Origin of the sequence: Pontibacillus salicampi (assembly GCF_042434395.1) — a bacterium.
Lineage (GTDB): Bacteria > Bacillota > Bacilli > Bacillales > BH030062 > Pontibacillus > Pontibacillus salicampi.
In genome coordinates, this window is the sequence record NZ_JBHLTP010000010.1 from 81429 (window position 1) to 94061 (window position 12633).

A 12633-nucleotide genomic window follows, 5' to 3' on the forward strand; every position below is an offset into this window, starting at 1 on the left:
GTTTATATGTTGGTGGAAAGCTGCTGTTTTAATAAAGCTTTATACATACCATTTTCTTCAAGCAAGGATTGGTGGGTGCCCTGCTCCACAATCTCACCTTGGTCTAGTACAAGGATTTGATCGGCGCTCCGAATCGTATGCAAGCGATGGGCTATGACAAAACTGGTCCGCCCCTTCATCAATGTATGCAGCGCTTCATTTATTTTATTTTCCGTAATGGTATCTACACTGTTTGTTGCTTCATCCAAAATAAGGATATCTGGATTAGCAAGCATCGCTCTTGCAATAGAAATAAGCTGTCTTTGTCCATGACTGATACTTTGTCCGTCTGGATGGATAAGGGTATCATACCCTAATGGCAGCTGCACAATAAATGAGTGTGCATTCGCCAAATACGCGGCTTCTTCTACTTCCTCATTCGTAGCATTAAGGCGACCATACCGAATATTTTCCCGGATAGTGGTGGAAAAGAGAAAAGAGTCCTGCAATACGGTGCCTATACAATTGCGCACACTTCGCCGATCTAATTGCCTTAGGGGAAAACCATCCAGCATTATGCTTCCGTCTTGAGGAAGGTAAAAACCAGCAAGTAAAGAGATTATCGTACTTTTCCCAGCACCGGTAGGACCTATCAAAGCAATGGACTCTCCAGGCTTTGCTTGGAAGGTAACATTAGAAATCGTTTCCTGCTCTCCCTCGTAGCAAAAGGTTACGCCTTGAAAAGCAACATGCCCAGTCAGTTGAGATACCTGGATGCCATCACCCTCCTCCATCTCTGTGGGTTCATCCATTACGCGAAACACCCGCTCTGCTCCTGCGATTGCAGATAGGATTGTATTGTATTGATTAGCAAGGTCATTGAGAGGCCTAGTGAACTGCCGCGAGTATGTCGTAAAGGTAACAATCATGCCAATGGATACCCACCCTTTCACCACAAACACACCGCCCACTCCGACAATAACCGCAAAGCTCACATTATTTAACATGTTCATCAGCTTTGGGATGAAGCCTGTGTAGGTTTGCGCCCAATAGCTGGAGTGCCGATAGGCCTCATTCTTCTGTTGGAATTCGTTTACCGTTTGCTCCTGTCTTCCAAAAAGGGTAATCACTTCATGCCCAGTCAGTGACTCTTCCACAAAGCCATTCATTTCCCCTAAATAGAGCTGTTGTTCCTTGTAATATCTACCTGTTCGCTTTGTTATCCATTTCATTCCGATAACTAATACAGGAACAATGGTTAAGGTCAATATGGTCAGAAGCGGACTAATCCAGAACATCATGCCAGCCGTCCCAAGCAGAGTAATAATACTGGTAGTAAACTGGATAACAGAAGAATTTAACGTCTTGCTAACATTCTCTAAATCATTAGTCGCCCTACTCATTAAGTCACCATGCTGATTGGATTGAAAATAAGCGAGCTTTACCTGCTGAAAATGTTGATATAAATCCTTCCGCATGTGATAAATGGTATTCTGTGCAATGCCAATCATCCAATAATTCTGCAGAAGAATGGCACCGTACTGCACACCATATAAGGACAATAGCGCAAGAAGCATCCACCCGATCGTAGTCGTTGGCGCCTTGGACACGGCCGAATCAACAGTGAGCCCAAGCAAGTAAGGACCTAACAATGCCAATACTGAGCTTATTCCAACTAGAAGCAGCACGACCGTCAACTTCACCTTTTCCCCTAGAAGATAATGCCACATATGGCGGAGGGTTTTCTTCCCCTGTTGGATAGAAGGAGGCTTCCGTCTTTGTGATGGATTTCTAAAGTACCTCATGCCCCTCTTCCTCCCTGCTTTGTTGAGAGTGATACAGCGTTTGGTAAACCTTGTTCTGCCTAAGTAGCTCTCCATGTGTACCTTTGGCATCCAAAGCTCCATTTTCAAGCACGAAAATAATGTCTGCATGCTGAATGGTACTAATTTTCTGACTCACCATAATAGTCGTACATGCCAAATTGCTAATAGAAGCCAGGACATGCTTTTCTGTTTGTGCATCCAAGGCACTCGTACTATCATCAAGTAAAAGAATAGCCGGTTTTACCAGAAGAGCTCTCGCTAACGAAATTCTTTGCTTCTGCCCGCCTGATAAGTTGACCCCTTTTTGACCTACCTTTGTGTGATAGCCCTCTGGAAGCGATTGGATAAAGTCGTGGATATGTGCGCTTTTAGCGGCTTGAATGACTTCCCCCACCTCTTTTTCTCCTCCGAAAGCAATGTTGTCATATATACTTCCTGAGAATAAATGAGGCTCCTGTGTGACCAGCCCTATTTGTCTTTGCAAAGCCCAACGATTGGCATAGGACACATGCTGATGATCCACGAGCACACTCCCAGTAGAGGGAGTGTACAACAAAGCAAGTAGTTTTAATAAGGTAGTTTTACCAGAACCGGTCGTTCCAACTACGCCTACTGTGTATTTAGCGGGAATATGCAGGGAAACCTCGGATAAAGCCGGACCATTATTTCCTGGATAATAAAACGATACATCATCCAATACAAGCTCTCCATTCATCTCTGTCTCTTCATCTGGTTGTACCATAGGCGGCTGATCCACCGCCTCCCCTAAGAGCTCCTCCAGACGGTCAGCGGAAGCCTTTCCTCTTGAAAAAACAGACGTTAAAAAGGAGAACACGGAGAAAGAGAACATTACCCTCGTTCCATAATTCAATACAGCTACAACTTCTCCTGGCTGTGCAGTTCCTGCCTTCAAATCGAAAGCACCAACCCACAGCACATACATGAGGACTACATTCATACCGAGCATCGTTACTGGCATGGTTAATTCGAGCATTCGTAAAGCTTTTTTATTATGGGCTATAAAAGGAAGATGCTGCTCGTCAAATTGATGTTCTTCATGCTCCGCCCGATTATACGCTTTTATTAACCTCATATTGGTTAAGCTCTCTCTCACCATATGATTCACAGTATCTAACTTCGTTTGCACCTCCTGAAACAATTTAATTCCTTTTTTTAAAACCCACAGCATAAACCCAAATAGCACTGGGACAGCTGCGATGAGAATAAGCGCGAGCTTCATATGTACAGTTAAGGCCATGATGAGTGCACCGATGATAAATAAAGGAGCTCTCAGCATAATACGCAGTATCATAAACACAAGGGTTTGCAGATGTGTCACGTCGTTTGTAAGCCTTGTAATTAACGAATATGCAGGAAACCGCTGAAACTGTGCTGCGGTGAAGGTTTGAATTTTCGTAAACACATCTCTCCGTATGTCATATCCAGTTCCTTGGCTTACCCTCGCAGCATAAAAGGAGTTTACAATCCCACAAACGAAGGCAAGGAAAGAGAGAGACAACAGGAGAAGCCCCCACTTCCCTACCACCTCCATTTCCCCCTTCATAATTCCTTGATCAATAATAATTCCCATTACTAGCGGCTGGGATAATTCCACAAGTAATTCAATTATCATTAATACTATGGCAATCGCCACAGAGCCTCTATACTGGATAACATATTGCCACACTGTTTTCATGCGCCACCCCCAACAGCGAATCTAGCTCATGACTCAAAAACATTCTAAATTTTTATGCAGGGTCCTCTTTTCATACTTATGTTTCGTTCAACTTCACGATTCGAAGGATTTTTTTATCTGATGAAAGACCGGCTCAAGTTTACTAAAAACCCACTGCAATGCCAGACCGTGAAGCAGCACACCAAGAATAGAAGTAAATACAAAGAACCAGAGCGTGATGGTTTGATCAACTTCAATGCTGCGATGACCAAAGAACATTAGCTGCTGCATAACCAAGCTGGATGACATCCATAGCGAGGTAATATTAGCCTCCACATTCCATAGAATAATAGCCTGGATGGCTAGCACCCCAAGGAATCCTGCTACGATTACCACCTTAGACTGATAGGTGATTTTCTCTATAAAGGGCTGAATGTAATATTTAGTAATGGTTTTTATACGAAATAAATAGATTAAACGAACAATACGGGCTACCTGAAAAAACTGATCCAAAGGGATAACTGCTATAACGAGAAAAGGGTTCCTCTTCATAAAATCCCATTTTTGGTCCGCACGCCACAGACGGACAATAAAATCAATAAAGAATACCAACCATACGAATCGATTAATCATCGTATTATAGGACTGTTCCGTCCAAAGGGTCATAATGGTGAACATAACTAACACTATCATTATTGCCTCATATAGGCGTTGAAAAATAACCATAACCTTTCCTCCTACAGGATGTTCTCTCTCCCCATATTATATCACTTCCCGTCACCCGTCTTATTGCATGAACAATCATAATAATTTTCATTCCAACTATATTGTGATATATTCTTCGAGTGTTCAAACCGATACTTACGGATACAAACAGGAGGGAGAAGAAATGCAGCAAGACCAATCATCAGAACAAACAAAGCACGCTTTTCAAACAGTATTGGTGTTGAGCCTGGCTGTGTGGCTTGTGGTCATGAACACAACTATGTTTAACGTGGCATTACCAAATGTACTGGACGACTTTTCCCTTACACCATCCGAAGGAGCATGGGTTGTATCTGGCTACTCTATTGTACTCGCAATCTTCACAATTGGTTATACAAGATTATCTGACTACGTACCGTTACGAAGATTACTAATCATAGGAATGACGCTATTTGGTATAGCCTCTTTTGCAGGCTTCTTTACTAACCATTTTGTTTGGTTAATTGCCTCTCGTCTTTTTCAAGCAGCCGGCGCTGCAGCCATTCCAGGGCTTTCCTATGTGTTCGCAGGAAGGTATGTACCATACAGCATCCGTGGCAGGGCCATGGCGTTTGTTGCCTCTGCGTCCTCCTTAGGATTTGGCTTGGGTCCGGTGGTTGGAGGAGCTATTACAGACCAGCTAAACTGGAATTACTTATTCCTGTTTACCTTAATTGTCGTTCTGCTTATTCCAATTCTCTATAACATGCTGCCTAATGAACAATTGCAAAAAGGGAGATTTGATATTACAGGTGCCTTCTTAACAGGGATAAGCGTGACATCGTTTCTATTATTCATCTCAACGTTCACCTGGTATTATCTTGTAGTAGGCCTTGCTGTATTGTTTGGATTGTGGCGGCGTATCCACCGAATGAAACTGCCATTTATTCAGCCAGAGCTATTGAAATATAAACACTACCGCATCATCCTATATATGAGCTACCTTGGCTTCAGCACTCATTTTGCTATCCTGGTCATCATGCCACTCATGCTGCAAAACGTATATGATAAGAGCCCGACCACTGTAGGATTCATAATATTCCCGGGTGCGTTATTATCAGCTGTTGCTGCTATCTATGTAGGCAGACTTATTGATCGATTTGGGAATAGTCGAATCATATTACTTGCCCACATTCTGTTAACCATCTCGACGCTAGTATTCTATTTCCTATCCCCTGTCAACGAATATATGATTATGATAGGGTATATGTTTACAAGCTTCGGATTCTCAAGCCTGTCATCTAGTACGACTAACGAAGTATCTCGCTTTCTGCCGGATGAGTTAATTGGGTCAGGTATAGGGTTAAAGCAGTTGATTCAATTCGTAGGTGCAGCTTCAGGACCAGTGTTCGCAAGTTTATTCCTAGAGCTTGGAGCAGAGCCATACTCCATTCCGTCCTTTCAATATACCTTTTTATTCTTGTTGCTTATTATGCTAATTTCCTTTGGACTGAGGTTTTTATTGAGGTATAGTGAGGAATGAGAAAAGGGGTTTTAAAAAGGCTAATCGCTTTACATGAAGTTTTAGATAATGCTTAGAGCACGTCATATTATGTCATAAGTGAATCAGTATAATAAATCGACAAAAGCCATGACTGGTTCGACAGTCATGGCTTTTATCACAATTTGTTGCTTATTTAAAATTCGACAGGTACCAACGTACGAATTATGGGATATCGTGTCCCATGGAGGCAGTGTAGATTTCGAACCACTGATCCCTCGTTAGGGTGTGATTCAGTGCCGAAACAGCACTATCAATTCTTGACGTCTTACCTGAGCCAACAATCGGCATAATGTTTGCAGGGTGATTTAATAACCATGCATACAGAACCTCATCTATCCCACCGGCATCTATCTCACCAGCAACTTTTGTTAACGCAGCTCGAAGACGTACTGCCTTTTCCTCTTCGCTCGTAAAGATATTTCCCCCACCTAAAGGTGACCATGCCATAGGTGCCATTCGTTTCTCCATACAAAGGTCAAGTGTTCCATCCTGAATATTCTCAAGCTCGTATGCCGATAATTCAACTTGATTCGTAACAAGCTCGATATTCAGGAACGACTGGAGCATATTCAATTGATGGCGCTTGAAATTAGAAACCCCGAAGTGACGTACTTTCCCTTCTTGCTTTAACTCATGAAAAGCGTCAGCCACCTCTTCTGGATCCATGAAAGGATCAGGTCGATGGATTAACAGAAGGTCAATGTAATCCGTGCCTAGACTTTGCAGGGAATTCTCAACGGACTGTTTGATATGGGCTTTACTCGTATTGTAATGATGTGATTGATGGTCTGGTCGATTGGGAGACTCTAAGACAATGCCGCATTTGGTGACAATTTCCATCCGTTCTCTTAATTCTGGTTTTTTTGCTAATGCACGCCCAAATATAGATTCACACGTATAGCTTCCGTAAATATCAGCATGGTCAAACGTAGTAATTCCAAGCTCCAAGCAATGCTCTATTAACTCCAGTAATTCTTCATCTGTATAATTCCAATCAGATAAACGCCACTCTCCGTGAATAATACGCGATAGTGATAAGTCAGCTGCTAGTTTAATTCGCTCCATTATGTAACCCTCCAACCCTAAAACTAATCTTGCTTACACGATTACTTTAATGCATAGAACAACAAAAATCTATTAGAACGCTTTCAATTTGTCCAAACGATGACATTTACTTAAACGCAGTAAATGCAAGCCTTTTCATCATTCTTTTGCACTTACCACTTTTATTGCGAAGCGTTACAATGAATATGTGAAATAATTCACATAAACTATTTATAAGGGTGATAGATAATGACTTGGGTTCAAGCGTACGATCCACTAAACAACATTTGGTTATCTGCTGTATTAGCCGCTATTCCTATTATATTCTTCTTTCTTGCCTTAACCGTATTTAAAATTAAAGGAACCGTTGCCTCTTTCTTAACGGTAGCTTTATCTTTCCTTATTGCAATAAGTATCTACAATATGCCTGTTCATATGGCAACAGAAGCTGCAGGCTATGGGTTTGCCTTCTCCTTTTGGCCCATTAGCTATATTGTCATTACTGCTGTGTATTTATATAAACTATCTGTTAAAAGTGGACAATTTACTATTATTCGTACTTCCATTTCCTCTATATCAAATGATGCTAGAATACAGATGCTGTTAGTAGCGTTTTCCTTCAATGCTTTTTTGGAAGGTGCAGCAGGATTTGGAGCTCCTATCGCTATTACTGCCGCATTACTGGTAGGACTAGGATTTAAACCGTTACAGGCTGCAGGGTTATGCTTAATTGCTAATACTGCCTCCGGGGCATTCGGTGCCATGGGTATTCCTGTAATTGTCGCAGGACAAGTTAGTGGCATCGACCCAAAAATCATCGGACAATTTTTAGGAACTTCCTTACCTCTCATATCATTTACAGTCCCATTTCTGTTATTAATGATTTTGGATGGCATGAAAGGAATTAGTCAGCTGTGGCCTGCTGCATTAGTATCTGGTGCCTCTTATGCTATTGCTCAGTACTTGACGGTAACCTTTATAGGACCAGAATTACCTAACATCACGTCAGCCATTTTTAGTCTCGTAGTACTTGCTCTATTTACAAAAGTATGGCAGCCAAAAGAAGCAATGCTTTTAGGAGCACAGCAAGCCGATAAAACGGAGATACCTCACTTAACAGGAAAAATGATTGCGAAAGCATGGTCCCCCTTTATTGCACTTACTTTAATGGTTACTATATGGAGTCTTCAGCCCTTTAAGCGGTTATTTACTGAAGGCGGGGTGCTGGCAAATACTATCCTCCATATCCCTATGCCAAATCTCCATAACCTAGTTCTAAAAGCACAGCCTATCGTAACAGAACAAACTCCATATGCTGCTGTGCTTAAGCTTGATCTTATCTCTGCTACAGGTACTGCCATTCTGCTTGCAGCCGTGCTTTCCATAATTATGTTAAAGATTCCTATTAAAGCCGCCCTCGAAACACTTCGGGAAACTATGCAAGAGCTGGCGAAGCCCATCTTTACCATTATGATGGTTCTTGGATTTGCCTTTATCGCAAATTATTCAGGGCAATCTTCCACATTAGGATTAGCGCTAGCGGCGACATCTGATTATTTTCCTTTCTTATCCCCTGTTCTAGGCTGGATTGGTGTATTTTTAACAGGGTCCGTAACATCTAACAACGCACTATTTGGTAGTCTGCAGCAAATTACAGCTGAGCAAATCAGTGTACTTCCGCTAATCTTAGTTGCTGCCAATACCTCCGGAGGTGTGATGGCAAAAATGCTGTCTCCTCAGTCCATTGCCGTAGCTTCTGGTGCAGTTGGATTAGTTGGACAAGAAGCTGAACTGTTTCGATTTACTTTAAAATACAGCATGGTGTTCCTACTAGTGACCGGCATCGTCACGTTTGGTCAAACCTTATTCATTTGAAGAAAATAATAGAGGCGGTCTAGGTTAGCTATACCAGACCGCCTCTTTAGTTACGTACGATATAATTCTTCTAATATTCGGCTATTTTCCAACGTAAGTTCATGATACTTCTCCAATGATTCATTGTTAGCAATAGCATGCTCCAGTGTCTCTATTTGTAATTTATATTGATCTCCATACACCTTTTCTTCGTACGCGCCATTTTGATTCTCCAGTTGAATTAACCCTTCATGATCATCTTTATCTGGTCGGTAGGCACGCGGAACCTTAATAGTCCCGTTTGTACCAATCACCTCATATGCCTGTCGCATCGGAGCATCAAAGCTACAATCAATTTGTGCCATCGTTCCATTTTCCATTTCTAATTGTACAAAGGTTGTAGTATCTACTTGATGCTTCTGATCCATATGCAGGAGCCCTTGTGCTGTTTTAGGAGTGGACTGAAGAATTTTCATGGATGAATGTATTCCATAGCATCCTACATCCCATAACGCCCCTCCTCCTTTATCTGCTTCTAGTCTAATATTGTTCGTTGATTTATCAAACAGAAAAGAAAAGCTAGCCTTCATAAATTGAACCTGTCCAATTTCCCCGGCAATAATCAGCTCTTTTACTCGTTCATGCTGAGGGTGAAACTGATACATAAACGCCTCAAGGAAATAGACATTATTCTCCTTGCAGCTCTCTAACATTTGCTTTGTATCGTCATGGGTCAATGCCGCTGGCTTCTCACATAGAATATGCTTCCCAGCTTCTGCAGCTGTAATGGTCCACTGCTTATGTAAATGATTCGGAACAGGGATATATACAGCCTCTATTTCTTGATCATTTAGTAACTCCTCATAGCTTCCATAGCTTTTTGGTATTCCAAACTCCTCTGCCATCTCTTCTGCCGATCCACTTCGGCTGGCTATAGCTACTACGTCAGCTCCCGCTCGTTGTATTGCAGGTATGACAGCTTTTCTCGCAATATTAGCTGCTCCTAGTATTCCCCATTTCATTTTCAATTCCTCCCTTTAAATCAAGTATGGATTAGGAAATAATATCCTACTCTTACCGTACCATATTTACACTAGCCGTTTCTCCTATCACCACTCGACTTGGAGTGCATCTTTAATCGTCTATTTGTAAATTTGTATAAATTTTTCCTATCTATATTAAAATACCAGGAGAGATGTGGTAGAGTGATTGATATTAATGTTTTAGAATATTGGGAAAGGAGAGCTGGCTGCTTTCATTACAAGGTTATCGTCACTGAAAAGTATTTGGATTTATATCCTATTGATTATAATAGGTGCGACTATGCCGTTATGGCTAAGCGCTGACCAGGTTGGGTTAACAGGTCAGGTACAAGCATTACAGAAAAACCCCGACGGAAGCACACTTATGATGACAGCTTTCTCATTAGTTTTTCTGAATACGCTGCGTGCCCTGCCTCATTATATTGGAGCCTTATTGTTGGGTCATGAATTAGCCTTTAAGCTTCAAAAAAGGTGGTTAAAGGTAGCTGTTCCACTCTTTGTTATCCCGATAGTTTATTTCGTAATTAATCTGTACAACTCATTAGACTATCATTTCGGTGGTACTGCCATGCTTTTATTAGTCTCTACGGTTTTAATTCAGTATCTTGCTAAAGGGAGACTTCGCCCAGTTTTCAAATCCTTTGTCCTAACCCAATTGCTGTTTGGACTGCAATGGTTAGATACAGTTACCTACTTAAGCAGCTATGGTTTTGGAGGCGGTCCGTTATCTACTCAGGTGAAGGATTCTGCTGAAGCGCTCAGCTTTCAAGGGACCCTTTCTTTTTATAGTTTGGTCTTGTGTATCATCTTCGTAGTTAACGCCCTAGTATTGGCTATTTATTTAAGCGTATCGGAAAAAACCTCTTTAATAGAGAAGGATTTAACCATTGCTCGTGGGGAAATGATTGAATCAAGATCAGGCCGAGAAGCATTACATCTCGTTCATGATTTGAAAACACCTCTTGCCTTAATAGAAGGGCTGAACTCTTTAATTCAATTAAAATCAAAGGATCAAGAAATACTGGATTATACGGATAAAATTTCAGATTCTATCCAATCGACAAGTAATATGGTATCTGAGATTCTCTATAAGGAACGAAAGAATTGGACAACCGTTAAACGCCTTATTGAATACGTGCGTGCAAATAAATTGTCCTATGACGATATCTCCTTTCACTTTCAATTAGAAGCAAACGAGCAAACTGAAATATATATTAATAAGATTCGAATGACACGAGCGATTATTAATCTAATTGATAACGCTTGTGATGCCGTCATGGAAACGGCTGAAGCCCATATCACCATCCATACCTTCGAGGATCAGCAAGGGATCTGGCTCGGGGTTGAGGATAATGGGAAAGGAATGACCAAAGGGGAGCAAAAAAATATCTTTAACCCTGGGTATAGTACCAAATCTCATCCTGGTGTCGGTCTTACTTTTGTCAAAAATGTTGTGGAAGAACACGAGGCAAGCTTACATATACAAAGCAGCAAACAAAAAGGCACTACATTTTGGATACTTTTGTCAAAGGAGCGTGTACGTTATGAAGATTCTAATCGTGGATGATGATGCTTCCTTGAGGTATATGCTTACAGAAATTTGTAAGCATGCTGGATGGGATGCAGATACTGCGGAGAACGGAAAACAAGGACTAGAGGCTTTCCGAACTAATCCATATGATATCGTTCTAGTGGACTACCATATGCCTGAAATGGATGGATTAGAGACAGTAAGAGAAATTAGAAAAAGAGATGTCCAAACCCCTATTCTTGTCTTAACTGTTGATGAGCGCCAAGAAATTGCCGATCAATTTCTTGAAGACGGCGCAACAGACTTCGCTTTAAAGCCAGTTAAGGCACCTGACATGATCTCACGAATACAGCTTCATGTTCAGCTATCTAATATACGACAAATCCAAAAGAACGATGATGAGCCATATACCGCAAAAGGAATTAGTCATCAAACACTTCATCATATATCAGTTTTTTTAAAGGAGCAGCAGCAGCCTATTGCTGTTGACGATTTGTCCAAGAAGATCAATTTAGCCTATCCTACCGTCTACAGATACTTAATGTATCTTCTAGACGAAGGGAAAGTGAAGCAAGTTCTTAGTCATCAAAAAGTAGGGCGGCCCAAAAAACTCTACCAATGGTATGTGTAGGCTTTTTACTCTGAGGTATATTTTTCTACATGTTTCACATGAAACAATGTTCGACAGGGTGTATTGTCGATTCTTCTATATAAGACAGGAATATAACACATTCGACACTTTAATTCTATGTCCATTTTTGTCAAATTGAAAATGCCGCATCACATTATATGTGATACGGCATTTTTTTATTGCTATTTATTTAACTTATCAAGAAATCCGCCTAGAAAATCTTCAGCAGATACCTCACTTTGCTCTTCTGAAGAATCTTCCTCTTCCAGCTCTTCACTCATGTTCTCCCACGATATATTATCCAAGTCATCGTCTGATGCTTGCTCCATCGTATTCCAGTCTGCTAGAACATGGTGTTCGTCTTGAGATGCTTCTTCTTCACTGTGACCCTCAGAAACGGTCTCCGGCTCTTGGTGCTCTCGATATTCTTGCTCCTGTAAATAGAGTGCTTCATTAATATCTAATGAATTACTCGTCATAGAGGCCAGGAGTGCGCTTGATCTGACTGGGTCGGTAATCAATTGATAGATAATACTGCCGAGCAAAGCTTCTGAGTATTCATGCTTAACCCAGTCCCTTTGAGCTTTGGTTAACGGCTTTGGTAAGGGTATATTCAGAGTCTCCCTATCTGTTGAAGCAGACTGACTAACCCCTTTTATGACGTAATCGGCGATAGTGCTCGAAAAATTCCTGCGTTCGGTCTCTTTTAATTGCTGCAATTGGCGCAATATATGGTCAGGTGTGTCTGAAGGGATACGAAACGTAATAGCTTGTCCCCTCTCAATCCTGTTCTGCTTCATTT

The 12633-nt window shown here is 41.4% G+C and carries 10 protein-coding genes; 4 read left to right on the forward strand and 6 right to left on the reverse strand.

Annotation, left to right across the window (positions count from 1 at the left end):
• Window positions 1-2 precede the first annotated feature (2 nt).
• The 3 genes from ACFFGV_RS11990 to ACFFGV_RS12000 all read right to left on the reverse strand — a co-directional run bounded on the left by ACFFGV_RS11990 (window position 3) and on the right by ACFFGV_RS12000 (window position 4206).
• Complete coding sequence (locus tag ACFFGV_RS11990) at window positions 3-1784, reverse strand: ABC transporter ATP-binding protein (protein ID WP_377348136.1); 1782 nt, start codon at window positions 1782-1784, stop codon at window positions 3-5.
• Entirely contained in the window at window positions 1771-3501 is a 1731-nt protein-coding gene (locus ACFFGV_RS11995) for an ABC transporter ATP-binding protein (RefSeq protein ID WP_377348138.1), read from the reverse strand. Before ACFFGV_RS11995 ends, ACFFGV_RS11990 begins: the two co-directional genes overlap by 14 nt.
• Window positions 3502-3594: 93 nt before the next feature.
• Entirely contained in the window at window positions 3595-4206 is a 612-nt protein-coding gene (locus ACFFGV_RS12000) for a transporter (protein WP_377348140.1), read from the reverse strand.
• A gap of 163 nt (window positions 4207-4369) precedes the next feature.
• Here ACFFGV_RS12000 and ACFFGV_RS12005 point away from each other — a divergent pair, with 163 nt between their 5' ends.
• Window positions 4370-5707: an MFS transporter gene (locus ACFFGV_RS12005; protein ID WP_377348142.1), complete on the forward strand. Its 1338-nt coding sequence runs from the start codon at window positions 4370-4372 to the stop codon at window positions 5705-5707.
• A gap of 183 nt (window positions 5708-5890) precedes the next feature.
• Here ACFFGV_RS12005 and ACFFGV_RS12010 read toward each other — a convergent pair whose 3' ends face one another.
• Window positions 5891-6793 (reverse strand): aldo/keto reductase, encoded by a 903-nt coding sequence (locus ACFFGV_RS12010; protein WP_377348144.1) that lies wholly within the window; start codon window positions 6791-6793, stop codon window positions 5891-5893.
• Window positions 6794-7021: 228 nt separating this feature from the next.
• On the opposite strand from ACFFGV_RS12010, the gene ACFFGV_RS12015 reads away from it, so the two are divergent.
• Window positions 7022-8647, forward strand: a complete 1626-nt coding sequence (locus ACFFGV_RS12015) for a lactate permease LctP family transporter (RefSeq protein ID WP_377348146.1) — start codon at window positions 7022-7024, stop codon at window positions 8645-8647.
• A 50-nt stretch (window positions 8648-8697) separates the two neighbouring features.
• On the opposite strand, the gene ACFFGV_RS12020 is transcribed toward ACFFGV_RS12015, so the two are convergent.
• Window positions 8698-9648, reverse strand: a complete 951-nt coding sequence (locus ACFFGV_RS12020) for a Gfo/Idh/MocA family protein (RefSeq protein ID WP_377348148.1) — start codon at window positions 9646-9648, stop codon at window positions 8698-8700.
• A 301-nt stretch (window positions 9649-9949) separates the two neighbouring features.
• Between ACFFGV_RS12020 and ACFFGV_RS12025 the strand changes: the two genes are divergently transcribed.
• Window positions 9950-11236: an ATP-binding protein gene (locus ACFFGV_RS12025; protein WP_377348150.1), complete on the forward strand. Its 1287-nt coding sequence runs from the start codon at window positions 9950-9952 to the stop codon at window positions 11234-11236.
• Window positions 11214-11831: a response regulator gene (locus ACFFGV_RS12030; RefSeq protein ID WP_377348152.1), complete on the forward strand. Its 618-nt coding sequence runs from the start codon at window positions 11214-11216 to the stop codon at window positions 11829-11831. Before ACFFGV_RS12025 ends, ACFFGV_RS12030 begins: the two co-directional genes overlap by 23 nt.
• Before the next feature lie 182 nt (window positions 11832-12013).
• Here the strand turns inward: ACFFGV_RS12030 and ACFFGV_RS12035 are convergent, their stop codons facing one another.
• Window positions 12014-12631: a hypothetical protein gene (locus ACFFGV_RS12035; RefSeq protein ID WP_377348154.1), complete on the reverse strand. Its 618-nt coding sequence runs from the start codon at window positions 12629-12631 to the stop codon at window positions 12014-12016.
• Window positions 12632-12633: the final 2 nt, after the last annotated feature.

Coding starts and splice junctions, on each gene's coding strand:
- ACFFGV_RS12000 (WP_377348140.1), bottom strand. CDS start 4,206: ATGGTTATTTTTCAACGCCTATATGAGGCAATAATGATAGTGTTAGTT.
- ACFFGV_RS12010 (WP_377348144.1), bottom strand. CDS start 6,793: ATGGAGCGAATTAAACTAGCAGCTGACTTATCACTATCGCGTATTATT.
- ACFFGV_RS12020 (WP_377348148.1), bottom strand. CDS start 9,648: ATGAAATGGGGAATACTAGGAGCAGCTAATATTGCGAGAAAAGCTGTC.
- ACFFGV_RS12025 (WP_377348150.1), top strand. CDS start 9,950: ATGCCGTTATGGCTAAGCGCTGACCAGGTTGGGTTAACAGGTCAGGTA.
- ACFFGV_RS11990 (WP_377348136.1), bottom strand. CDS start 1,784: ATGAGGTACTTTAGAAATCCATCACAAAGACGGAAGCCTCCTTCTATC.
- ACFFGV_RS12015 (WP_377348146.1), top strand. CDS start 7,022: ATGACTTGGGTTCAAGCGTACGATCCACTAAACAACATTTGGTTATCT.
- ACFFGV_RS12030 (WP_377348152.1), top strand. CDS start 11,214: ATGAAGATTCTAATCGTGGATGATGATGCTTCCTTGAGGTATATGCTT.
- ACFFGV_RS12035 (WP_377348154.1), bottom strand. CDS start 12,631: ATGAAGCAGAACAGGATTGAGAGGGGACAAGCTATTACGTTTCGTATC.
- ACFFGV_RS11995 (WP_377348138.1), bottom strand. CDS start 3,501: ATGAAAACAGTGTGGCAATATGTTATCCAGTATAGAGGCTCTGTGGCG.
- ACFFGV_RS12005 (WP_377348142.1), top strand. CDS start 4,370: ATGCAGCAAGACCAATCATCAGAACAAACAAAGCACGCTTTTCAAACA.